The organism is Yimella lutea, assembly GCF_006715095.1.
GTDB lineage: Bacteria > Actinomycetota > Actinomycetes > Actinomycetales > Dermatophilaceae > Yimella > Yimella lutea.
In genome coordinates this window covers 941,618-964,078 of record NZ_VFMO01000001.1, presented here as the reverse complement: position 1 = coordinate 964,078, position 22,461 = coordinate 941,618, and the positions used below count along the sequence as shown (strand labels likewise).

21 protein-coding genes are annotated in these 22,461 nt (G+C 67.9%); 4 read left to right on the top strand and 17 right to left on the bottom strand.

The features are described 5' to 3' along the window. Window positions 1–32: 32 nt before the first annotated feature. Window positions 33–2,660, top strand: coding sequence for a M1 family aminopeptidase (locus tag FB459_RS04600; RefSeq protein WP_170221701.1), 2,628 nt, complete (start codon window positions 33–35; stop codon window positions 2,658–2,660). Between the two features lie 85 nt (window positions 2,661–2,745). Here FB459_RS04600 and FB459_RS04595 read toward each other — a convergent pair whose 3' ends face one another. Both FB459_RS04595 and FB459_RS04590 read right to left on the bottom strand, forming a co-directional pair. After that, window positions 2,746–4,035, bottom strand: a complete 1,290-nt coding sequence (locus FB459_RS04595) for an MFS transporter (protein WP_129625287.1) — start codon at window positions 4,033–4,035, stop codon at window positions 2,746–2,748. Then, the gene (locus tag FB459_RS04590; RefSeq protein ID WP_211345131.1) at window positions 4,032–4,430 is read right to left on the bottom strand and encodes a MarR family winged helix-turn-helix transcriptional regulator; all 399 of its coding nucleotides are present in this window, start codon (window positions 4,428–4,430) and stop codon (window positions 4,032–4,034) included. The genes FB459_RS04595 and FB459_RS04590 overlap by 4 nt, the downstream gene beginning before the upstream one ends. 368 nt (window positions 4,431–4,798) lie before the next feature. Between FB459_RS04590 and FB459_RS04585 the strand changes: the two genes are divergently transcribed. Both FB459_RS04585 and FB459_RS04580 read left to right on the top strand, forming a co-directional pair. Then, window positions 4,799–6,202 (top strand): S1C family serine protease, encoded by a 1,404-nt coding sequence (locus tag FB459_RS04585; protein ID WP_246092315.1) that lies wholly within the window; start codon window positions 4,799–4,801, stop codon window positions 6,200–6,202. A 93-nt stretch (window positions 6,203–6,295) separates the two neighbouring features. After that, a complete protein-coding gene (locus FB459_RS04580; RefSeq protein WP_129625286.1) occupies window positions 6,296–6,595 on the top strand; it encodes a WXG100 family type VII secretion target in 300 nt (99 codons plus the stop codon). 201 nt (window positions 6,596–6,796) lie between these two features. Here the strand turns inward: FB459_RS04580 and groL are convergent, their stop codons facing one another. Together groL and FB459_RS04570 are read right to left on the bottom strand one after the other, a co-directional pair. Then, window positions 6,797–8,422 (bottom strand): chaperonin GroEL, encoded by a 1,626-nt coding sequence (groL, locus tag FB459_RS04575; protein WP_141927609.1) that lies wholly within the window; start codon window positions 8,420–8,422, stop codon window positions 6,797–6,799. Window positions 8,423–8,658: 236 nt separating this feature from the next. After that, window positions 8,659–9,186: a YbaK/EbsC family protein gene (locus tag FB459_RS04570; RefSeq protein ID WP_141927608.1), complete on the bottom strand. Its 528-nt coding sequence runs from the start codon at window positions 9,184–9,186 to the stop codon at window positions 8,659–8,661. A gap of 76 nt (window positions 9,187–9,262) precedes the next feature. Between FB459_RS04570 and FB459_RS04565 the strand changes: the two genes are divergently transcribed. Further along, window positions 9,263–10,009, top strand: a complete 747-nt coding sequence (locus FB459_RS04565) for an SDR family oxidoreductase (RefSeq protein ID WP_141927607.1) — start codon at window positions 9,263–9,265, stop codon at window positions 10,007–10,009. 94 nt (window positions 10,010–10,103) lie between these two features. Here the strand turns inward: FB459_RS04565 and FB459_RS04560 are convergent, their stop codons facing one another. From FB459_RS04560 to FB459_RS04500, 13 genes are all read right to left on the bottom strand, one after another. Further along, complete coding sequence (locus FB459_RS04560) at window positions 10,104–10,394, bottom strand: DUF3263 domain-containing protein (RefSeq protein ID WP_141927606.1); 291 nt, start codon at window positions 10,392–10,394, stop codon at window positions 10,104–10,106. A gap of 146 nt (window positions 10,395–10,540) precedes the next feature. Further along, window positions 10,541–12,031, bottom strand: a complete 1,491-nt coding sequence (locus FB459_RS04555) for a hypothetical protein (protein ID WP_246092313.1) — start codon at window positions 12,029–12,031, stop codon at window positions 10,541–10,543. A 217-nt stretch (window positions 12,032–12,248) separates the two neighbouring features. Continuing rightward, window positions 12,249–13,589 (bottom strand): pyridoxal phosphate-dependent decarboxylase family protein, encoded by a 1,341-nt coding sequence (locus tag FB459_RS04550; RefSeq protein WP_141927605.1) that lies wholly within the window; start codon window positions 13,587–13,589, stop codon window positions 12,249–12,251. 63 nt (window positions 13,590–13,652) lie between these two features. Next, window positions 13,653–15,101 carry an NADH-quinone oxidoreductase subunit N gene (locus FB459_RS04545; protein WP_141927604.1) on the bottom strand — a complete coding sequence of 483 codons (1,449 nt, stop codon included), beginning with the start codon at window positions 15,099–15,101 and terminating at the stop codon, window positions 13,653–13,655. Then, window positions 15,098–16,594: a complex I subunit 4 family protein gene (locus tag FB459_RS04540; RefSeq protein WP_141927603.1), complete on the bottom strand. Its 1,497-nt coding sequence runs from the start codon at window positions 16,592–16,594 to the stop codon at window positions 15,098–15,100. The genes FB459_RS04545 and FB459_RS04540 overlap by 4 nt, the downstream gene beginning before the upstream one ends. Continuing rightward, window positions 16,588–18,654, bottom strand: a complete 2,067-nt coding sequence (locus tag FB459_RS04535; protein WP_141927602.1) for an NADH-quinone oxidoreductase subunit 5 family protein — start codon at window positions 18,652–18,654, stop codon at window positions 16,588–16,590. The genes FB459_RS04540 and FB459_RS04535 overlap by 7 nt, the downstream gene beginning before the upstream one ends. Next, window positions 18,651–18,959 carry an NADH-quinone oxidoreductase subunit NuoK gene (gene nuoK / locus FB459_RS04530; RefSeq protein WP_129625277.1) on the bottom strand — a complete coding sequence of 103 codons (309 nt, stop codon included), beginning with the start codon at window positions 18,957–18,959 and terminating at the stop codon, window positions 18,651–18,653. The genes FB459_RS04535 and nuoK overlap by 4 nt, the downstream gene beginning before the upstream one ends. Beyond that, on the bottom strand, window positions 18,956–19,486 hold the full coding sequence (locus FB459_RS04525; RefSeq protein WP_141927601.1) for an NADH-quinone oxidoreductase subunit J family protein: 531 nt from the start codon (window positions 19,484–19,486) through the stop codon (window positions 18,956–18,958). Before FB459_RS04525 ends, nuoK begins: the two co-directional genes overlap by 4 nt. Further along, a complete protein-coding gene (locus tag FB459_RS04520; protein WP_425472285.1) occupies window positions 19,483–19,998 on the bottom strand; it encodes a NuoI/complex I 23 kDa subunit family protein in 516 nt (171 codons plus the stop codon). The genes FB459_RS04525 and FB459_RS04520 overlap by 4 nt, the downstream gene beginning before the upstream one ends. Next, window positions 19,995–20,963 carry an NADH-quinone oxidoreductase subunit NuoH gene (gene nuoH / locus FB459_RS04515; RefSeq protein ID WP_141927600.1) on the bottom strand — a complete coding sequence of 323 codons (969 nt, stop codon included), beginning with the start codon at window positions 20,961–20,963 and terminating at the stop codon, window positions 19,995–19,997. Before nuoH ends, FB459_RS04520 begins: the two co-directional genes overlap by 4 nt. Next, complete coding sequence (locus FB459_RS04510; protein WP_129625274.1) at window positions 20,963–21,496, bottom strand: NADH-quinone oxidoreductase subunit C; 534 nt, start codon at window positions 21,494–21,496, stop codon at window positions 20,963–20,965. The genes nuoH and FB459_RS04510 overlap by 1 nt, the downstream gene beginning before the upstream one ends. Then, window positions 21,489–22,082, bottom strand: coding sequence for an NADH-quinone oxidoreductase subunit B (locus FB459_RS04505; protein WP_129625273.1), 594 nt, complete (start codon window positions 22,080–22,082; stop codon window positions 21,489–21,491). Before FB459_RS04505 ends, FB459_RS04510 begins: the two co-directional genes overlap by 8 nt. Further along, on the bottom strand, window positions 22,072–22,455 hold the full coding sequence (locus tag FB459_RS04500; RefSeq protein WP_240795965.1) for an NADH-quinone oxidoreductase subunit A: 384 nt from the start codon (window positions 22,453–22,455) through the stop codon (window positions 22,072–22,074). The genes FB459_RS04505 and FB459_RS04500 overlap by 11 nt, the downstream gene beginning before the upstream one ends. Window positions 22,456–22,461: the final 6 nt, after the last annotated feature.

Here is a 22,461-nt window from a genome sequence, read left to right as displayed (position 1 = left end):
GCCGGCGCCGCAACATGTTTGACTCGGGTTCCGTGACCAGTGATCTGAATCTCACCCGCCAAGAATGTGACGCACGGGGCGACCAGCTGAAGGTGCGCACCTACCGCGTCGAACTCGACCTCTCCGAGGCTGCGACGGACGCGCAGACCTACCGCTCGCGTTCGACCGTGGTGTTCGACTCCACCGGCACCTCAACCTGGATCGACCTGGTCACCGACGTCATCGATTCGGTCACGGTCAACGGTCGTCAGGTGTACCTGGAGGACTACGACGGCGCGCGAATCCTCCTGCACGACTTGGAGATCGGCGAAAACACAGTCGTCGTCGACGCCCTCTGCAAGTACAGTCGCACCGGTGAGGGGCTGCACCGGTTCACCGATCCCGAGGACTGCAACACCTACCTCTACACCCACTGCGAGCCGACCGATGCGCGCCGCATGTTCGCCTGCTTCGAGCAGCCCGACCTCAAGGGCGAGTTCACCTTCGTGGTGACCGCGCCGTCGCAGTGGCTGGTGCGTTCGAACCAGCCGGAGGTGTCGTCCGAGCCCGCGGGCGAGTGCACGACCCACACGTTCGCGCCGACTCCGCCGCTGTCGAGCTACATCGTGGCCCTCATCGCGGGGCCGTACGCCGTGGTCCAGGACACCTGGAGCGTCGAGCGCGCCGACGGCAGTTCGCAGACGATCGAACTCACCGCGATGTGCCGGCGGGGAATGCTGGAGCACCTGGAGTCCGACGAGATCTTCTACACCACCAAGGCGGGGCTCGACTTCTACGACCGCGCGTACGGATTCCCTTACCCCTGGGGCGGTTCTTCTTACGCGGCCCCCGCGAAGGATCGCAGCGAGGGACGAGCGGAGAACTTCGTGGGGTGTAAGTACGACCAAGTGTTCGTGCCGGAGTACAACATCGGCGCGATGGAGAACCCCGGCCTGGTGACCTTCACCGAGGACTATCTCTTCCGTGGCGGCGCCACCACCATGCAGCGCACCTCCCGTGCCGCAGTGATCCTGCACGAGATGGCGCACATGTGGTTCGGCGACCTGGTCACCCCGAAGTGGTGGGACGACCTGTGGCTGAAGGAATCGTTCGCCGACCTGATGGGCTACCAGGTCACTCAGGAGGCGACCCGGTTCGACCAGGCGTGGTTACAGTTCGCCAGCGGACGCAAGCTCTGGGCGTACACCTACGACCAGTTGCCCAGCACCCACCCGGTCATCGCCCGGATCGAGGATCTCGAGGCCGCGGCCCAGAACTTCGACGGCATCACCTACTCCAAGGGCGCAGCCGTCCTGCGCCAACTGCAGGCGATCATCGGACCGGAGTCCTTCTTCGCCGGCGCACGTGACTACTTCGCCGCGCACGCATTCGGTTCGGCGACCTTCAACGATCTGCTGACCGCCCTGCAACCGCACACCGAGCACGACCTGTGGCGCTGGGCGGACGCCTGGCTGCGCACCACGTCCCCGTCCGAACTCACCGCCGACACGTCGCGCGGTCACGGCGGCGCCGTGACCGAACTCGTCGTCCGGCAACGGTGCACCGACCGGATCACCGGCGATGAGGTCGTCCGACCGCACCAACTGCAGGTCGCCGGATACGCGCTGGGCGAGGCCGGGCTGGAGCGCACCTTCCTCGCCCCGGTCACGTTGACGGGCGAATCGGTGGAGGTGCCCGAAGCCGTCGGCAACCGAGCCGACCTGGTACTGGTCAACGCCGGCGACCTGACCTACGGCATCGGCCGCCTCGACGAGCAGTCGCAGCACGTTGCGAGCACGCACCTGTCGTCCATCACCGACGATCTCGACCGCGGCGCCGTCTGGACCGCATTGTGGAACCTCACTCGTGACGCCCGCATCCCCGCGTCCCGCTTCGTCGACACCTTCTGCACGCAGGCCCCCGCCGAGTCCAACGCGATGATCCTGCGCATCGTCGCCGGTCAGGTGCAGACCGCGGTCGGCCATTTCCTGCCGGCCGGCACCCGGACAGCAGCGTGGGACGCGTTGGGCGGTGTGGCACGCGTGGCTCTCGCCGGCGCCGAACCCGAGTCGGATCTGCAGCGCACCTGGGCCGATCTGCTCGCGGAATTCGCGTCGCAGACCGACACGCTAGCCGGCGATGCGGCCGCGCTCGCCGACGGGAAGGTGCCGGACGGTCTGACGCTGACCGACGAACTGCGCTGGAAACTCGCCGCGTCGCTCGTCCGGCAGGGCGCCTGGGACGAGGCCGAGGTGCAGCACTTGCTCGAGCAGGACAACACGCTCATCGGTCGCACCAGTTCGCTGACCGCCCTGGCCGCTGCGCCGCAGGCCCAGGACGAGACCTGGCGACGCCTGGTCGAGGACGAACTCACGAACGACGCGCAGCGAGCGCTGCTCACCGGTTGGGGAATCAGTGATCCGGGGACGAAGTACGCGCAGCCGTACGTCGAGTTGCTCGACTCCGTGTGGGGAGACCGTGTGCAGTCGATGGCGCAGCGCTTGGTGATCGGCCTGTTCCCGGACGTGGACGCGGACGACGAGGGTCGCGCCGCACTGGGAGCGATCAGGAGTTGGTACGACGACAACCCGGGTTCACCCGCGGCGCTGCGCCGCATCGTCCTGGAGCAGATCGACCACGCCGAGCGCGCGCTGCGGGCTCAGCAGGTGACGCAGGACTGACGTCAGCCGGTGAGCGCGGCGATGCCTGCGACGATCAGCATCCCGAGCAGGACGCCGACCACCAGCAGGCGGCGACTGTGCGGGGTCATCGCACCTGCTCGGGGTGGATCCCGGCGGCGGCCTGACGGGCCGAGACCACGTTCAGGTGCCAGGGGTGGCGCTCGAGAGTGACGGTGAGCCGGTCGGTGCGCATGACGTAGAGGATGGCAGCAACGGCGGCAAGGCCGACCGCCAGGCTGCCGACCAGGATGGTCCAACGCGGTCCCCAGGCGTCCCCGATCCAGCCGATCATCGGTGCGCCCAGCGGTGTACCGCCGAGGAAGATCGCCATGTAGAGCGCCATCACACGTCCGCGCATCTGCGGTGAGACGGACAGCTGCACAGCGGCATTGGCGGTGGTGACGACTGTCAGCGCGCACAGGCCGGTCGGGATGAGCATCAGCCCGAAGAACCAGAACGTGGGTGCCAGACCGGCCGCCGCGGAGAAGACGGTGAAACCGATCAACGCGGTGAACAGCACCCGCAACCGCGGCTTCGGACGCCTCGCCGACATGAGCGCCGCGGCCAACGACCCGATCGCCATGACCGAACTGAGCAGTCCGTACTCGCTCGCGCCGCGACCGAAGATCGACGTCGACATCAGCGCGATGGTGATCTGGAAGTTCATGCCGAAGGTGCCGAGCATGAAGACCACGAACAGCAGCAGCTTGATGTCGCTGCGTTGCCTGACGTAGGCGAGGCCCTCGCGCACTCCCCCGCGCCCCTTGCCGCGCGGTGGCCGGGTGAGTTCGGCGCCGTGCATCATCGCGAGCGCCCCGAGGACGGCAATGAAGCTGAAGGCATTGATCACCAGAGTGAATCCGGTGCCGACCGCGGCGATCAGCAGACCGGCGATCGCGGGACCGACGAGACGGGCCCCGTTGAACGAGGCACTGTTGAGTCCGACGGCATTGGAGAGTTTGTCCGGCGGGACCATCTCGGAGACGAACGCCTGACGCGTGGGGTTGTCCAGCGCGGTCGCGACTCCCTGCAGGCCGGCCAACACGTAGACGTGCCACAACTGGGCGACATCGGTGAGCACAAGCACCGCGAGCAGCGCGGCAGTGATCGCCAGGGAGGTCTGCGACAGCGCCAACAGCTTGCGCTTGTCGAACCGGTCGGCGAACGAACCGGCCAGCGGCGCGAGCAACACGACGGGTGCGAACTGCAGGCCGGTGACGATGCCGAGCGCGGTGGAGTCGTGATCGGTGAGTTCGGTGAGGACGAGCCAGTCCTGTGCGACGCGTCCCATCCAGGTGCCGACATTGGAGACGATCGCACCCAGGGCGTAGACGCGGTAGTTGTAGATCGAGAGCGATGCGAAGGTGGGGCTCATCGAGCGACCACCCGCGCGAGGATCGCAGTGGCCTGCGCCAGCAGTTCGCACTCGTCGTCGCTGAGCTGGGCGATGCGTTCGTTCATCCAGACGTCGCGCGACCGCTTGGTCTGCAGCACCGACTCACGCCCGGCATCGGTGATGTACACCCACGTACGGCGCTTGTCGCCGCCATCGGCGACACGGACCACGTATCCGCCCTCGACAAGACCGTCGACCGTGCGGGTCATCGAGGGTCGGCTCACGCATTCGGCTTCAGCCAGACCGCCGATCGGCAGCGGGGCGTCCATCAGTTTGCAGAGCACCGAGAACTGGTGCGGCGCAACGCTTTCGACGTTCTCGAAGCGGGTGCGTCGACTGATCTTCATGCAGGTCATGCGCAGTTCGTCGGACATCGCCCGACGTTCGTCCGGGGTCATTCGGTGGGTTTCGCCTCCAGGCAAGGTAGTTAGCTCAGTTCAATAGTTTAGCTAATGATTCGCCGCACGTCGATCCCGTGGCGATCCCGTGGCGATCCCGTGGCGATCCCGTGGCGATCCCGTGGCGATCCCGTGGCGATCCGTGGTGACAGTGCAATGTGGCCTGCCGGAATCGGCGTGGCCGGTAGGGCGTTCAACCGTCGACGCGCCTGACAGACTCGGGCCCCGGGCCTGGCAGGACGCACAGACTCCACACAGGCTCGGGCCAGCAACCGCTCAAGAGCAGCCGGTTGACTGCACGAAGACGAACAACCGAACGAGCACCGAACGAGCAAGGAGCGACCATGTCGCACGACAAGCACCCGTCCGACGCAGGACGCAACGCACCCCGACCCGCGCAGCAGGACGACGACATCACCGGCCCGCTGCCTCACGTGGACCGGCAGGATGTCCGCCCTCCCGCCGGTGACACCCGTTCCTTCCAGATGCCGGGTCAGCACCGTCCGTACGGCAACTCCCCGCACCAGCAGCCCGCACCCCAGGCGTCCGGCACCTTCGGCTCCCCCTGGGCAAACCCCGCCGGCGGTCCCGGCATGCCCGCGTACGGGCACCAGCAGGCATCGACCGCGACCGCACCGCGCCGCCGCCGTGGCGCTCCGTGGCTCGCGGTCCCGATCGCGGCCGTGCTGGCTGCCGGCCTGGCCAGCGGCACGACCTACGCGTTGACCGACGACGACGTCGCCGGCACGTCCAGCACCACGACGAAGGTCGTGCAGGCCAACCCCGCCGACTACAAGGACGCGAGCGGAGTGAACTGGTCGTCAACCGCCACCAAGGTCACCGACAGCGTCGTGTCGATCACGGTCGAGGGCGGCGGTAGCGGCGGTGAGGGCTCGGGGGTCGTGCTCGACACGAAGGGCCACATCGTCACCAACAACCACGTCGTGTCCGCAGGCGGCGGCAGCGATCCCAAGATCACCGTCACCTTCACCGACAACCTGACCTACGAGGCGAAGGTCGTCGGCAAGGACCCGAGCACCGACCTCGCCGTCATCAAGCTGAGCAAGCCGCCGTCGAACCTCAAGCCCATCTCTCTCGGTGACGACGCGACGCTCGCCGTCGGCCAGCCGGTCATGGCGATCGGCAACCCGCTCGGGCTGTCCAGCACGGTCACGACCGGAATCGTCAGCGCGCTCAACCGGCCCGTCACGGCAGGCGGCAGCGACGGTGAGAGCGAGAGCACCACCAACGCGATCCAGACCAGTGCCGCGATCAACCCGGGCAATTCCGGTGGCGCACTGGTGAATGCGAGCGGTCAGCTGATCGGCATCAACTCCTCGATCGCGACGCTCGGCAGTTCCTCGGCCGGTTCGCAGTCGGGCAACATCGGCATCGGCTTCGCGATCCCGGTCTCCGTCGTCGACTCCATCACCCAGCAGCTGATCAGCAAGGGCGCGGTCCAGCATGCCCAACTCGGTGTGAAGGCCAGTACCGGCTCGGTGAAGGTCGGCGACGCGACCGAGAGTGCCGCGAAGATCGCCGAGGTGGTGTCCGGCTCCGCCGCGGACAAGGCGGGGATCAAGGTCGGCGACGCGATTATTGCCGCCGACGGACGTCCGATCGTCTCCTCGAACGCGCTCGTGGGCTACGTCCGCGCCAAGATCGTGGGTGACAAGGTCGAGCTGACGATCGTCCGCGACGGCGACCGCAAGAAGGTCACGGTCGCGCTCGGCAAGGCGTCGAACTGATCCGTTGGGGATAACTCGAATACGTTCGGGCGATTCGACGTACCGTCCTGCGCATCGTCCACCGGTCGGGTGGACCGAGCCAGGAGGAATCCCATGCACCCCAGCAAGTACGCGGTCGACAGCGACCTCGTGGCCCAGCACGGATTGGACGTCGGCACGATCGCCGGGCAGATCCAGACGGCGATGAACCTGATGGACCGCAAGCTGACGGCCCTTCAGGGCACGTGGACGGGTTCGGCGGCCACGCAGTACGCCGTGCTGCACGGCGAGTGGCAGCGCGCACAGATCAAGATGAAGGATTCGCTCGCCGACATCGGACGCACGCTCGGCACGGCCAGCAGGGCGTACTCCACGACCGAGTCCGACGTGAAGGCTGCGTTCATGCCGCGCTGACCCGCCGGCGTCCGCTTCGTCGGAGGCTGCCGTGCCCGGGAACGGCACGCCTGCGAAACACGCACGTGCCATCCGGGAGCGTTTCCGGCTTTCCAAATCGCGTCCGGCAGCGCCGACGGCACCAGAAATCGATGTGTAACAGAAGGGGCGCAACCACGTTCGTGGCTGCGCCCCTTCTTTCGTGCGTCGGTCAGACGTGGGTCAGAAGCCCATTCCGCCCATGTCGTCGCCACCCGGCATCGCCGGGGCAGCCTTCTCGGGCTTGTCGGCGATGACGACCTCGGTGGTGAGGAACAGGGCCGCGATCGAGGCTGCGTTCTGCAGCGCCGAACGGGTCACCTTGGCCGGGTCGATGATGCCGGCCTTCACCATGTCGACGTACTCGCCGGTGGCCGCGTTGAGGCCCTCACCCGGGGTGAGGTTGCGGACCTTCTCGACCACGACGCCCGGCTCGAGGCCGGCGTTGAGGGCGATCTGCTTCAGCGGAGCCTCGGCCGCGACGCGAACGATGTTCGCACCGGTGGCCTCGTCACCCTCGAGCGACAGCGAACCGAAAGCGTCCTTGGACGCCTGGATCAGCGCCACGCCACCACCGGCGACGATGCCCTCCTCGACGGCAGCCTTCGCGTTGCGGACGGCGTCCTCGATGCGGTGCTTGCGCTCCTTGAGCTCGACCTCGGTCGCGGCACCCGCCTTGATGACGGCGACGCCACCGGCGAGCTTGGCCAGGCGTTCCTGCAACTTCTCGCGGTCGTAGTCGGAGTCGCTGTTTTCGATCTCGGCGCGGATCTGCTTGACGCGACCGGCGATCTGGTCGGCGTCGCCGGCACCCTCGACGATGGTCGTCTCGTCCTTGGTGACGACGACCTTGCGAGCGCGGCCGAGCAGGTCGAGTTCGGCGGTCTCGAGCTTGAGGCCGACCTCCTCTGAGATGACCTGACCACCGGTGAGGATGGCGATGTCACCGAGCATGGCCTTGCGACGGTCACCGAAGCCCGGAGCCTTGACGGCAACGGACTTGAAGGTGCCGCGGATCTTGTTGACGACCAGGGTCGACAGTGCTTCGCCGTCGACGTCCTCGGCGATGATCATCAGCGGCTTGCCGGACTGCATGACCTTCTCCAGCAGCGGCAGCAGGTCCTTGATCGAGGAGATCTTGGAGTTGACGACCAGGATGTACGGGTCGTCGAGCACCGTCTCCATGCGCTCGGTGTCGGTCACGAAGTAGCCGGAGATGTAGCCCTTGTCGAAGCGCATACCCTCGGTGAGCTCAAGCTCCAGACCGAAGGTGTTGCTCTCCTCGACGGTGATGACGCCTTCCTTGCCGACCTTGTCCATGGCCTCGGCGATGAGCTCACCGATCTGGGGGTCCGCGGCGGAGATGGACGCGGTGGCAGCGATCTGCTCCTTGGTCTCGATCTCCTTGGCGTGCGACAGCAGCTGCTCGGACACAGCCGCGACAGCCGCTTCGATGCCGCGCTTGAGCGCCATCGGGTTCGCGCCGGCGGCGACGTTGCGCAGACCCTCGCGCACCATGGCCTGGGCCAGCACGGTGGCGGTGGTGGTGCCGTCACCCGCGACGTCGTCGGTCTTCTTGGCGACCTCCTTGACCAGCTCGGCGCCGATCTTCTCGTAGGGGTCCTCGAGCTCGATCTCCTTGGCGATGGACACGCCGTCGTTGGTGATCGTGGGTGCGCCCCACTTCTTCTCCAGGACGACGTTGCGGCCCTTGGGGCCGAGGGTGACACGGACGGCGTCGGCGAGGGTGTTCATACCCCGCTCGAGTCCGCGACGGGCCTCCTCGTCGAAGGCAATTGTCTTGGCCATGTGGTGGTTCCTCCCACACATTGCGTATCGAGTTGGCGGCACGACGCCCGCGACGGACGAGCCGCACCGGCTGCGGACCTACGTCGTCCGCGCGATGTGACCCTCGCCGTACTGCCACTTGTTCTGTCACTCTCATGCCGAGAGTGCTAACGCCATTATTGGCACTCGCGCGGGGCGAGTGCAAACGGGACGCCGGGGAATTTTCGGCGGGCTCCCGGACACGCGAACCGGACGGCTCAACCGGCGATCGTCAGGTCGAGAACCTCGGGGTTCGGCAGGGCTGCCAAGGCTTCGCCGGTGATCAACAGCTTCGACGTGCGCACTCCCCCGCCGATCACGAACTCCCCGCCATCGGCGACCGCCCGGTCGATGAGGATCGGCCAGTCCACCGGCAGACCGACCGGCGTGATCCCGCCGGATTTCATGCCGGTGGCCGCTTCGGCGTGCTCCTGGTCGGCGAAGGTGATCTTGCGGGCGTCCAGGTGCTTGCGGACGGTCTTGTTCACGTCGGCGCGGTCGGTGCCCCGAACGACGACGGCGGCGTACGTGGTGTTCTCACCCCGGCGCGCTTGCACGACAACGCAGTTCGCGGCCGCTTCGAGGGTCACGTCGTACGCCTGGCAGAACGCGGCGGTGTCGGAGAGCGAGGCGTCGACCGGCGCGACCAGCAGACCGGGCGCGTTCGCGTCCGCGACCGTCGGCGCCACGAGGCCGGGGTGCTCCTCCAGGGGCTGCCAGTCGAGGTTCCCGCGAGCGCTGGACATGGACCACTCCTTCGTCGGACGTACGGATTGCGACAAGATGACAACACAACCACCGAAACGAACAGAAGAGGTGTCCATGAACCGTCTCGAGGGCAAGACCGCGATCGTCACCGGAGCCAGCCGAGGCATCGGCCTGGCCATAGCCGAGCGCCTGGTCGACGAAGGCGCGAACGTCATCATCACCGCACGTGGCGAGGACGCCCTGAAGGAAGCCGTCGCCGGACTCGGTGAGCGCGCGTCCTACGTCGCCGGCAAGGCGGACGACCCCGCGCACCGCGAGGAGGTCGTGCGCACCGCGATCGACAAGCACGGCAGCATCGACGTGCTGATCAACAACACCGGCATCAACCCGGTCTTCGGCAAGCTGCTCGACGTCGAGCCCGAGGTGTCGCGCAAGATCCTCGAGGTCAACGTCCTTTCCGCGCTGGAGTGGGTCAAGCTGGTGCACAAGGCGTGGATGCAGGAGCACGGCGGCTCGATCGTCAATGTCGCGTCCGTCGCCGGCCTGCGACCCGCCCCGGGCATCGCGATGTACGGCGTCAGCAAGGCCGCCGTCATCCACCTCACCGAGGAACTCGCGATCGAGCTCGGCCCGGACATCCGGGTCAACGCCGTCGCACCGGCCGTCGTGAAGACGAAGTTCGCCGAGGCGCTCTACTCCGGACGCGAGGAGCAGGTGGCCAAGCCCTACCCGCTCAAGCGCCTTGGCGAGCCCGAGGACATCGGCAGCGTGGTTGCTTTCCTCGCCTCGGACGACTCCGGCTGGATGACCGGCCAGACCCTCACCGTCGACGGTGGCGTGCTGCTCAACGGCGGCGTCTGACTTCGACCCCACCCGAGAATCGGCGTGAGTTTCTGCCCTTCGCCACGCCCGGCGAAGGGCAGAAACTCACGCCGATTTGTGGGGCTGGGCAGGCTCAGGGTGTGTCGAAACCGAACCGGCGCGCGTTGCGCTGCTTCATCCGGCTGGAACGCAGTCGGCGCAGGCGCTTGACCAACAGCGGGTCGGCCTTCATCGCCTCCGGGTTGTCGAGCAATGCGTTGAGCGCCTGGTAGTACGCGGTCGAGCCCATGCCGAGGCGGTCGCGGATCGCGTCCTCCTTGGAGCCCTGGGCGCGGAACCAGTCTCGCTCGAGCTCGAGGATCCGCCGGTCACGGTCGGTCAGCTCTGCACCCTGGGGTGCACTCGTCTGCTCCGCCGCGCTCATCGGTGACCTTTCCTCGTGGACGTCTGGTGCTCGGCTCGCCCGCTGGGGCAAGCCGAGCCGTCGCCGATTCTAGGAGCCTAATGACACGGTTGTCATTTGTGGCGGTGAGCCTGTGCCGGATGTGACGAATGAGGCGAAAAAGGGCCTCAGCGGGCCCCTCCGATGCCGAGTACAGCCGCGATTCCGAGGGCGGACCGCGGGTCGTACGGCGAACGCCACAGCCCGCCATGGGCCGCGCCGGCCGCCTCGGCGGCCCACACGTCGCCCTTGGCCGCGTAGCCACCGGTGCGCAGATCGTGGACGAGCATCGCCGCCATGAGGGTGTTGGCGGTGGACGGATCGAACACCTCGACGCCGAACCGGTGGGCGCCTGCGTACGCGGCAGCCAGGGCGCGGTTCTTGGTGACGCTCTTGGTGCGGGTGGGCGGCGCGATGTTCATCGAGACCAGCTGCCCGTCGGCCGCGGCGGCCGTCGCGCGCCAGCGGTGAATTCGCTTGGCCAGCAAGTAGTTCGGCCCCTGCTGCGGCACGATCGTGTCGCTGATCGCGGGGCCGTCGACGATCGGCGGGTACTGCCGCTGTAGCAACCGGCCTCCCGACAGCGCACGCAGCGGACGACGCACCGACTTCAGGAACGCCGAGTCGAGTCCTGAATTGGCTTGCGAGACAGCATCGTCCGGCGCGACGAAGACGTCGGTGGGTGTGGCCAGGTAGGCGAGCGCGACGTCCGGCCTTTGCGAAAGATGCACGGCAAGGGCGTCCGTGGCGGCCGAGAGACGAAGGTTCACCCCACCGTCGGCGTACACGTAGTTGCCGAGCACCATCGGGCCTTCGAGGCCCATCAGGTAGTCGCCGATGCGGCCGGTGTCGTGGAGCAGGTCGGCACCGGCATGCTGACTCGGGTCGGACGCATCCACCCCGGCCGGACCGACCGGTGCGGTGAGCGATCCCGCACCCGACCTGGCCAGGTCGAACAGCGGCGACCAGATGCCCGGGCGGGCAAGGTCGATCGCGACGACATGTCCTCCCCAGCGAAGCAGCGACCGCAAAGGACCCATCTCGGCACCGGCGCCCAACACGACGAACGTGCGGTCACGGACGTCCAACCACTCCGGATGGTCGAGCACCTGACCCACCGCGTCCCGCACCCCCGGTTCGATGACGCCGGATTCGACCCAGTCGTCCAACCGGCGACGCAGGTTGGCCCCCGCGAGCCGAGTTCCCTTGTAGGGCAGGGTGAATTCGCGCTCCGGATCGCCGTCGCCGCGCACCGTCACCGACTCCAGGGCGGGCTGCGGACTGGGAGTCGCGAAGGCCTCGGCCACGCGCCGGTCGTGCCCGCCGGTCACCGGAAGCCAGCACATCCGCTCGTGCACCGCCGACAGTCCGTCGCGGGCGATCGCCATCGCCGCCTGGTGGTCGCGCGCGCCCACCTCGACCAGGCGCCGGAAGTGTCGGGGATAGCCGCGGCGCCACCCGGTGTCGCGACGGACAGCGAGAGCTCCCGGCTCGTCCACGGAGGCGAGCGCGTCGGAGACGACCCCTCGACCGAAGGCCGACGAACTGCGCTCCTCCTGCCCCTGCGCCATCTTGGCGGTGTTGCTGACCGGGAAGACGACGCCTGTGCTGGTGTTCATGAGGGCGACTCAATCACGGACTCGCCAGTAGCCCAGCGGTTTCGTTCTTCGACACCAACCGCGTCACCTGCGAAAGAAGATGCGACTCAGGCCCCGGTCACGACGTCCGGGTCGACACCTCGTTCGGCACGATGCTCGAGATCACCGACCCCGACGGCCAACTGGTGCAGGTACACGCCGCCCGGTAGCAACACAATCCGCGCAGATTCGCGGGCCGTCAGGCCATGGTGTCGAGGATCGCGGTGATGTCGTCCTCACTGGTGAGGGGGTTGACGATCGCGAACCGGGCGAGGGTCTCGCCCTCGTGCGAGGTCGGCACCACGAACGCCTCCTCGCGCTCCAGCAGGTCGTCCGACCAGCGCTGGTAGTCGGCGGCCGACCAGCCGAGGCGCCGGAACACCACGACGGTGAGCGAACCCTCGCGCACGAGTTCGACGTACGGCCGCTTCTTGATCTCCTCGTTGGCGAACCGCGCCACCTCGAGAGTGCGCTCGATGGCCTCGGTGTAGGCGTCCGTGCCGTTGACCACGAGCGAGAACCAGAACGGCAGGCCGCGAGCGCGACGAGTGAGGCCGATGGAGAAGTCGGAGGGGTTCCAATCGGTGGAGCCGGTGAGCACGTCCAAGTAGGAGGCGTGTTGGGTGTGCGCGGCTCGTCCGAGCATGGGTTCGCGGTAGATCAGCGCACAGCAGTCGAACGGCGCGAAGAACCACTTGTGCGGGTCGACGATGAAGGAGTTGCAGCGTTCGATGCCGTCGTACTTCTCCCGGACGCTCGGCGCCGCCAACCCGGCGCCGCCGTAGGCACCGTCGACGTGCAGCCAGATGCCGTACTCATCGCACACGTCCGCGACGGAGTCGATGTCGTCGATGATGCCGAAGTTCGTCGTGCCGGCCGTGGCGACGACGGCGAAGAAGGTGTCAGGACCGTTCTCCTCCAACACTTCTCGCAACTTTTCGCCGGTCAGCTGCCAGTCGTCGACCGGCACCTTGACCAGTTCGGCGTCCATCACCTTGCACGCGGTCTCGATCGAGGAGTGTGAGCCGAAGGTGGCTGCAACGCGGTACGGACGCTTGTCGGTGAGCGCGCGGGCGGTGTCTCGCGCCGCGACGAGGGCGGAGAGGTTGCCGATCGTGCCGCCCTGGACGAACTGACCGCCGGCGGTCGGGGGCAGGCCCACGAGATCGGCAATCCAGCGCAGCGCTTGGTTCTCGGCGTACACCGCACCCGAGCCCTCGAGCCACGAACCGGCGTAGAGCGCGGACGCACCGACGACGAGGTCGAACATGGCTGCCTCGCGCGTCGGCGCCGAAGGAATGAACGACAGATAGCGTGGGTGGTCGATCGACAGGCACTTCGGCGCGAGCCGCTCGGTGAACAGTTCCAGCGCGGGCAGTCCGCCCATGCCCTCGCGGGTGATCGTCTGGCCCACGAGCTCCTGAAGCTCCTGCGGGGTCGCGACCCCGTCCAGCGGAACCGGGTTCAGCTTGAGTCGGTTGTCGGCGTACGCCGCGATGGCGTCGCTCAATTGCTGGGTCTTCTCGTCGAACCGGTGCACGAGCGAGCAGTCTAGGTGCGCGCGCTCGGAACGCCGAACGACCGCGGGATTGCAGGCGTCCGTTCAGTCGACCAGCCAGAACAACAGCTGGGGCGCGAGGTTCACGACGACCAGCGCGGGCACCCCGGCAACGAGCAGGATCAGGTGCAGCGGGTGGGCACGCAGACCACGGTCGACGGTGTCACCGCCGGAGCTGAAGATCTGCCACACCCATCGCAGGTACACCGCGACGCCGATCATCGCGTTGATCGCGGCGAGTACCAGCAGGAGCCACTGCCGCTCGTCCGCGACGGGGTGCAGCACCGCGACCTTCGCCAGCACTCCGCCGATCGCGGGAGGCAGACCGGCGAGAGTCAACAGACCGAGCGAGAGCAGGACGCCGGTCCACGGCTGTCGTCGTCCGAGTCCGCGAAGAGCATCGAACGCGGTGACTGCAGAGCGTCCCTGCTGGTGGGCGACCGCGGTGAGCGCGATGAAGATGCCGAGCGTGGCGACGGCGTAGATGACGACGTACGCGGCCGCGGCGTGCACCGCACGGCTGGACGAGGTGGCCAGCGGCAGCACGATCCAGCCGGCCTGGGAGACCGAGGACCACGCCAGGAAGCGCAGCGTGTCGTTCTCACGCAGCGCCATGACGTTGCCGAGCGTCATCGACAGCACCGCGATGACCGCCAGCGCGACCATGGCCGCTCCCCCGACCGCGGCGATCGGGCGGGCGACCACCAGCAACGCCCCGAGTGCAGCGATCTTGGACACCGTCGCAAGCAGCGCGGTCATCGGGACGGACGCACCCGCGTACCCCTCGGGAGTCCACGCGTGAAAGGGCACGAGCGACAGCTTGAACCCGACACCGGCGACGATCAGCATCAGCGCGACGGCGAGCATCGGGCGGGTGTCAGGGTTGTCGATCGCGACCTGCACGGTGTCGGCGTCGAAGGTGGCCGAACCGGTGGCGGCGAACCACATCGCCACACCCATCGCTGTCACCGCGAAGGAGACCAGCGACGTCGTCAGCAGGTTGAGCGCGCCGTCCACCGCCGTGCGGCGGGCGCGGACGGCGACCAGCGCGATGGTGGGGACGGTCGCGAGTTCGAGCATCACCAGCCACGCGGGGAGATCGCGAGCAGCGACGACGCCCGTGGCGCCTGCCGTCACGGACAGCAGAGCCGACACCTGAATCACACTGTGCGACTTCGCGATCCGGATCGGCGCAGCGAGCAACGTGACGACGAGTGCCGAGAGCAGCGCGGCTGCCTGCAGACCCGCAGAGACGTTGTCGACGACGTAGAAGCAGTTGCCCTCCGGCTGACACAACGAGGTGGCCGGATCGTCGAACACCCGCGTCAGCGAAGGGACGGTGCTCGCGGTGGCCGCGGCCAGGGCGAGGGCCGCCACGACGAAGTGGACGGTGCGTCGGCGGGGCACGACTGCGTCGATCACCAGGACGAGGACGGCTGTGACCGCCGGGATGATCACCGGGAGCAGCGGCAGCCAGTACACGTGGATGTTCATCGGATTGCTCCCGACTGATCGACGGCAGGGGCCATCAGATCGAGCAGCCCGGTCGGCCAGACGCCCAGCACCGCGATGGCGATGATCAGCGTCGCGATGACCGTCCACTCCAACGCGGACGCATCACGCCAGGGCGCGGGCTCGGGCACCACGCGTTCGCTGCGGTCGGATGAGCCGCCCCAGACGGTGCGCGCGACGCGCAGTGCGTACGCGGCGCCGAGCACGGCACCGATCGCGGCCACGGCGGCCAGCACCTTGAACAGCGTCCGATCGGATGCCGGTTGCCAAGCGGCGAGGAGGGTGAGCAACTCGGACCAGAAGCCGGCCAGCGGCGGCAGACCGAGGGAGGCGGCGAGGCCGAAGAGCAGAGCGAAACCCAGGCGGGGGCTGACGTCGCGGACGGCCTCCCGAGGCACGTCCAGGCGGTCGTCGTGCCAGCGCTGCTTGAGCCCACCGACCACTGCGAACAGCAGCGCCGAGATGAGTCCGTGGCTGATGTTGCCGAAGAGAGCCGCCTTGAGACCGAGTTCGGTGCCGGTCGCGAGCGCCAGCATCACGACGCCCATGTGGGCCACCGAGGAGTAAGCGATCAGGCGTTTGAGTGACGGTTCGACCAGGCAGACCAGACCGGCCCAGATGATGCCGATGACCGCCAGCACGCCGACGAGGGGTGCGAGCGTCTGCCAGCCTTCGCGCAAGGGTGCGACGAGCAACCGGATGACGCCGTAGGTGCCGAGCTTCAGCAGGACGGCCGCCAGCAGCATCGAGCCGCCGGTGGGTGCGGCGGTGTGTGCGGCGGGCAGCCAGGAATGCAGCGGCCACAGCGGCACCTTGACTGCGAACCCGGCCAGCAGCATCGCGGCGATGGCGGTCTGCTGGGGCGCATTGAGGGAGACGCCCCGGGCGAGTTCGGTGAGGTCGGCGGTGCCGGAGGCGAAGACGAGCGCCAGGATTCCGGCGAGCATCAGCGTCGAGCCGAGCACCGTGTAGAGCACGAACATGAGCGCCGCGCGGCGGGTGCTCTCGCGGTCCCGCTGGTCGCCGAAGACCGCGATCAACACCCACATCGGCACGAGGACCATCTCGAAGGCGATGAAGAACAGGATCGCGTCGCGGGCCAGGAAGCCGAGCAGGGCGCCGCCGACCACGATCAGCAGACAGCCGAAATACGTTGCGTCCGAACCAGATCGGTCATCAACCCGGCGGTGCAGCACCGCGAGCAGACCGATCGCGGCGGTGAGGACGATCAGCGGAATGCTGATGCCGTCGACACCGAGGTGGAAGCGCAGGCCGAGCGAGGGCACCCATTGCCGGTCGAAATCCGGCCGCTGGATCGACACCACGACGGCGAGGGCGGTGGTCGCAGCCGCGGCGAGCGCCGCGATCGCGAAGGCAGAGGTCTCGCCGACGGCGCGCGGCCGGCGTCCGCCGCCCACGAGCGCGAATCCGGTGACGAGTGGCACCAGCACGAGAGCCAGCAGGATGATCACCACAGCGTCACCCCCAGCACTCCGGCCAGCACGACGCCGCAGGCGAGGGCGACCAGACCGACCGACGGGGCGCCGGTGTGCACGCGTCCGCTGCGGGTGGCGAGGGTGAGCGCACCGGTGCCCAGGGCGCGAACCCCACGCTCCAGCATCGCGTCCGCGCGGGCGACCACGCCGGCGAGCATCTCGACCGGCCGGGCGACCAGCGCGAGGTAGAGCCGGTCGACGTCGGCGCCGCGGGAGGCGAACGTACGCAGGTACAACGGCAGGCGGGAGGCGGCGTCCCCGAAGGTGGTGCGTACCGACAGCGCCCGCACCAGCAACCCGGCGGCGGCGATCGCGAGCAGCCCTGCGGCCACGATCAGCCACTGCGGGTGCATGTAGTCGATGTCGAGCCAGGGGCTCAGGATGAGCGCGCCGCCGCCGATGCTGATCAACGCCAGCAGGCCCAGACCCATCCGGGTCGGCCACGGCGGACGCGGCAGGACGACTTCCGGTTCGGGCTCAGGCTCGGGTTCGCGGCGCAGCGGGCGACCGAACTCGTCCACCGGTTCACCCTCGACCAGCAGGTCCATCAGGCCGACTTCCTGCACCGAGTGCGAGTCGTCGAGCACGTCCATGACGAAGTGGCGCTGCAGCACCGTCTGGTGGGTCAGGACCAGCCAGGCGCGCATCGCGTACGCGGCGGTGAGCGGGATGACCAGCACGAGCGCGACGGCGGCCACGTAGGAGGACTGCCGTCCGTCGGCAACGCCCTTGAAGACCTCGTCGACGATGAGGTCCTTGGACACGAAGCCGAACAGCGGCGGGATGCCGGCGAGCGCCAGCAGGCCGCTGCCGACGAGCCAACGGGTCTTGTGGTGGGTGGTGACTGCGCCGGACATGCGCTCGACGATCGTGCCTCCGACCAGCACCGCGAGCCAGCCGACCATCAGGAAGAGCAACGCCTTGAAGCCGGCGTGCGCGAGCAGGTGCAGCACGACGACGTCCGGCCTGACCGCGTCCGGAAGACCGGCGAGGCCGGTGAGCATGAGCCCCATCTGCGAGACGGTCGACCAGGCGAGCAGCTTCTTCAGGTCGTGCTGCAAGAAGGCCAGCAGCGCACCGACGACGGTCGTGATCCCGGCGAGGATCGCGAGTGCGAGCGTGGCCCTCGGGGCGACCAGGAAGAGCGGGTGCAGGACGCTGACCAGGTAGGTGCCGGCCGCGACCATCGTGGCCGCGTGGATGAGGGCGGACGCGGGCGTCGGGCCTTCCATCGCGTCGGCCAGCCAGTCCTGGAAGGGAACCAGCGCGGACTTCCCGGCGACGCCGCACACGATGCACAGCAACGCCACCGTGAGCGAGCGCTGCGGGTGGGCGCTCCAGAACTCGATGATGCCCGGGATGGAGGTCGTCTTCGCCCAACTCGCGAGCGCGACGAGCCCGATGTAGAACGGCGCATCGGCCAGACGAGTCACCAGGAACGCCTTGTAGGACGCGCGACGGGCCTTCGCCCGCTCGGATTCGTGGCCGATGAGGACGTAGGAGCACCAGCCCATCAGCTCCCAGCCGATGAGGGTCAGCACCACGTCACCGCTGAGCACAACCAATTGCATGGCGGCGGTGAAGAGCGCGACGGTCGCAGCGAACGAGCGGTACCGCGGGTCGTTGTAGAGGTACCAACGCCCGAACATCTGCACGACCAGCGACACCAGCGCCACCGCGCAGGCCATGAGAATGGCGAGTCGGGTGACGTGCAGTTGGAGCGGCAGCGTGAGTTCGGCTGAACTGATCGGGACGCCGACGGTCGGCACGCTCGACCGCAGCCCACCGCGCATCGACTGCCAGACCAGCCAGGCCGGCGCGAGCAGACCGAGGAAACCGGTGATCCGGACGATCCACGCGGCGACCGCGTTCGGGCTGCGGAACAGCAGCACCGACAAGGCGCCGAGGGTGGGCAGCAGGATCGCCAGGTGACTGGGTTGGAGCATCAGGTCGAGCGCACCCGTGGTGGTGTCGAGTAAGGGGTCCTCGCGAAGTATCGGAGCGATGGACGAGTGGAGAACTTCGTGGGGTGTCTTCACTCGTCGTCACCTCGAGCAGCGGTGACATCGATGTTGCCGCGTGCGCGGTAGGCGAGCACGACGAGCCCGAGCGCCACGGCGATCTCGGCGGCGGCGATCGTGATGAGGAAGACGGTGAGCGTCTGACCGGCCAGGACGGTGTCGGAGAACTTCACCCCGGCGGTGATCAGCAGAAGACCCGCGGCACCGAGCATGAGCTCGACCCCGATCAGCACCAGCACGGCGTTGCGCCGGGCGAGCACGCCGTACAGACCGACGCCGAAGAGTGCCGCCGACAGCGCGAGCGGCAACCACAGGTGGATCACGCGTCCACCTCGTCGTCGTCGTACACCTCGTCGAGTTGCATGCGGGACAGCATGATTGCGGTGACCAGCGCGATCAGCAGCAACAACGACAAGAGTTCGAACGGCCACGACCAGGTGGCGAAGATCTGGGTGGCCAGTTGCTCGGTGGTGTTCGGTCGCAGGCTGACCTTGCCGGTGCCGAACCCGGTGATCAGCGCGGCACCGATGAGGGTCGCGGTGGCGGCACTGAGCACGAGCGCAGCGGCGCGTTGGACGCGTGGGGTGTCGTGCGCCTTCGAGCGACCGATGGGTGCGCGGGTCAGCATGAGTGCGAACAGGATCAGAACGACGACCGCGCCGACGTAGACCACCAACTGCACCAGTGCGACGAACTCGGCACCGAGCACGAGGTAGCAACCGGCGAGGGTGCCGAGGCTGACCACGAGCCACAAGGCCGAGTGCAGGATGTGCTTGGTCGTCACGGCGAGGACCGCACTGGCCAGGCAGAGCACTCCGACGATGGTGAAGAAGACGTCGTGTGTGGTCACGAATCCGCCTCTGGTCCATCGGTCTTCGTCAGGTCGGCACCGGGGTCGATCGCTGCCGGTGGCGGGACGGTGGCCATCCACTCCCCCAGCCGGTCCTTCTCGTGCAGCAGGTCGCGGATGTCGGTCTCGGCGTACTCGAACTCCGGGCTCCAGAACAGCGCGTCGAACGGGCACACCTCGATGCAGATGCCGCAGTACATGCACAGGCTGAAGTCGATAGCGAACCGGTCGAGCACGTTCTGTTGACGCGCGCGACCTCCCTCGGTGGCCGGCGGGATCGTCTCCTTGTGCGAGTCGATGTAGATGCACCAGTCGGGGCATTCGCGGGCGCAGAGCATGCACGAGGTGCAATTGTCGGTCTGCAGCGCGATCACTCCGCGCGAGCGGGGCGGCAGGGCCGGCTTCTCGTCCGGATAGTGCTGGGTGTCGGCCGGGCGCATGGCGGTCTTGGCGGTGGTGGCCATCCCGGAGATGAGTCCAGGGATGAAACCGGACTTCTTCTTCTCGGTCACAGTTTGTCTCCGATCAGAACGACACCGACCGCGGTGATCGCGACCTGGAACAGGGCGAGCGGCACGAGGCCGAGCCAGGCGAACCGCTGCAGCTGGTCCTCCCGCAGGCGCGGCCACGAGACACGGATCCAGATGATCAACACCGCGATCACGAAACCCTTGAGCAGCGTCCAGACCCAGGCGAGGACGCCGTCGAACGGTCCGGTCCAGCCGCCGAGGTAGAGCACCGCGAACAGCAGCGACATCACGACGATGCCGGCGTACTCGGCGAGCAGGAAGAGGGCGAACCGCAACCCGGTGTACTCGGTGTACGGACCGAGCACGAGTTCGGAGTCGGCGACCGGCATGTCGAACGGGGGACGCTGCAGCTCGGCCGTGGCGGCGATGAGGAAGACGATCGCTGCGGGCAGCTGCCACAGCAGCCACCAGGGGGTCCACGCGTGGGCGATCTCCACCAGGGACAGCGAGCCGGCGGCCATCGCGAAGGAGGCGCAGGCGAGCAGGAGCGGCAACTCGTAGGAGACCAGTTGGGCGGCCGAGCGCAGCCCGCCGAGCAGGGAGTACTTGTTGCCGGACGCCCACCCGGCCATCAGCGTCCCGACCGTGCCGATCGCGCTGACCGCGAGCACCACGAGCAGGGATGCCGGGACGTTGGCGGCGATCGTGCCGGGCCCGAGCGGAATCACCGCGAGCGCCATCATGTAGCTGACCAGCCCGAGCGCAGGCGCGGTTCGGAACACTCCACGGTCGGCGGCGTACGGGGTGATGTCCTCCTTCTGGACGAACTTCACCCCGTCGGCGACCAGTTGGGCCCAGCCGTGAAAACCACCGGCGTACATCGGACCGACCCGGCCCTGCATGTGGCCCATCGTCTTGTGCTCGGTCTGACCGACGACCAGCGGCAGCACGAGGAACGCCGCCAGCACGGCGGCGCTGCGCAGCATCACCTCGATCGCGACGTCCATCAGCGGGGTCCCCAGCTCTCGTCCGGGACGCCGGGCGGTTGCAGCTTGCGACGCGGCGCGCGACCGGCTTTCGCGGCGTGGGCGGTCGCGCCCTCGCCGGGCTCCTTCGCGCCGGGCCACGGCTTGGAAACACGGCTGGCCAGCACGAACGACTTGCGCAGCGGGGTGCCCTCGAAACCTTCCGGCAGCAGCAGCGGACGCATCCCGCGTCCGGAGGCGTCGGTGAAGCCGGTGAAGTCGATGCCGAACATCTCGTGGGTCTCGCGCTCGTGCCAGGCCGCACCCGGCCATACCCAGGTCAGGCTCGACAGCGACGTGCCGTCGGGGACGCGGGTGCGCAGGAAGGCTTCACGCAGGGCGCCGGGGGTGATGTCGTACACGTGCAGCACGACGTCGAAGCCCGGCTCCTCGACGTCGTCGAGGTGGTCGACCGCGGTGAGGAAGTCGAAGAAGTCGAAGCCTTCGGCCCAGAGCTTGCCGGCTTGCTCCACCCATGTCGAGCGTTCGCAGATGGTGGTCAATTCGTCAGTCATCAGCGCCGCCCGTCGGCGGTTTGACGACCGGGCGCTGCAGCGCGCTCGCCGCGGTGCGGTTGTCGGCGTACCGGGCAGCCTTGGCACGCAACGCTTTCGTGCTCACCCGCTCACTCGCGATCTTCTCCTGCAACACCAGGATTCCCTGCAGGAGGGCTTCCGGTCGCGGCGGGCACCCGGGTACGTAGACGTCGACCGGAATCAGCTGGTCGACACCCTTGGTGACGCAGTACGAATCCCAGTACGGGCCACCGGAGTTGGAGCATGCACCGAACGAGATGACGTACTTGGGTTCCGGCATCTGGTCGTACAGCCGGCGGATCGCGGGCGCCATCTTGTCGGTGACGGTGCCGCTGACCACCATGAGGTCGGCCTGCCTCGGTCCGGGTGCGAACGGGATGACACCGAACCGGATGAAGTCGTGCCGTGACATGGACGCAGCGATGAATTCGATGGCGCAGCAGGCCAATCCGAAGTTGAAGACCCAGAGCGAGTAGCGGCGTCCCCAGTTGAGGACGATGCGCATCGGCTTGGGCGCGGCCGACTGCATGGGTCCGACCGTGGGCATGGGCAGGTCAGTCGACATCGCTCACCCAACTGAGCACGCCGCGGCGGGCCGCGTGCGCGAGCCCGACCAGCAGGACGCTGATGAAGATGCCCATCTCGACCAGGCTGGTCATTCCCAGGCGGCTGTCGCGCAGCACGAGAGCCCAAGGGAACAGATAGACGGTGTCGATCGCGAACACCAGGTAGAGGAAGGCGTACGCCAAGTAGCGGACCTTGGTCTGCGCCCAGCCCGTGCCGACCGGGTCGACGCCCGATTCATAGGTCGCCAGTTTCGCGGGGTTCGGATCAACCGGCGCAAGCAGACGGCGCGCGATCATCGCGGCCACGAACAGCAGGATTCCGGCGACACCGACCCCACCGAGCACGAGGTAGCCACTGAGTCCGGAACGCACCCGAGC

Bases quoted from the DNA above. Each gene is read 5' to 3' on its own strand.
- groL (WP_141927609.1), bottom strand. From the start codon at position 8,422: ATGGCCAAGACAATTGCCTTCGACGAGGAGGCCCGTCGCGGACTCGAG.
- FB459_RS04560 (WP_141927606.1), bottom strand. From the start codon at position 10,394: ATGAGCGCGGCGGAGCAGACGAGTGCACCCCAGGGTGCAGAGCTGACC.
- FB459_RS04570 (WP_141927608.1), bottom strand. From the start codon at position 9,186: ATGTCCAGCGCTCGCGGGAACCTCGACTGGCAGCCCCTGGAGGAGCAC.
- FB459_RS04590 (WP_211345131.1), bottom strand. From the start codon at position 4,430: ATGTCCGACGAACTGCGCATGACCTGCATGAAGATCAGTCGACGCACC.
- FB459_RS04505 (WP_129625273.1), bottom strand. From the start codon at position 22,082: ATGTCGACTGACCTGCCCATGCCCACGGTCGGACCCATGCAGTCGGCC.
- FB459_RS04510 (WP_129625274.1), bottom strand. From the start codon at position 21,496: ATGACTGACGAATTGACCACCATCTGCGAACGCTCGACATGGGTGGAG.
- FB459_RS04555 (WP_246092313.1), bottom strand. From the start codon at position 12,031: ATGAACACCAGCACAGGCGTCGTCTTCCCGGTCAGCAACACCGCCAAG.
- FB459_RS04580 (WP_129625286.1), top strand. From the start codon at position 6,296: ATGCACCCCAGCAAGTACGCGGTCGACAGCGACCTCGTGGCCCAGCAC.
- FB459_RS04565 (WP_141927607.1), top strand. From the start codon at position 9,263: ATGAACCGTCTCGAGGGCAAGACCGCGATCGTCACCGGAGCCAGCCGA.
- FB459_RS04585 (WP_246092315.1), top strand. From the start codon at position 4,799: ATGTCGCACGACAAGCACCCGTCCGACGCAGGACGCAACGCACCCCGA.
- FB459_RS04545 (WP_141927604.1), bottom strand. From the start codon at position 15,101: ATGAACATCCACGTGTACTGGCTGCCGCTGCTCCCGGTGATCATCCCG.
- FB459_RS04595 (WP_129625287.1), bottom strand. From the start codon at position 4,035: ATGAGCCCCACCTTCGCATCGCTCTCGATCTACAACTACCGCGTCTAC.
- nuoH (WP_141927600.1), bottom strand. From the start codon at position 20,963: ATGGACGTCGCGATCGAGGTGATGCTGCGCAGCGCCGCCGTGCTGGCG.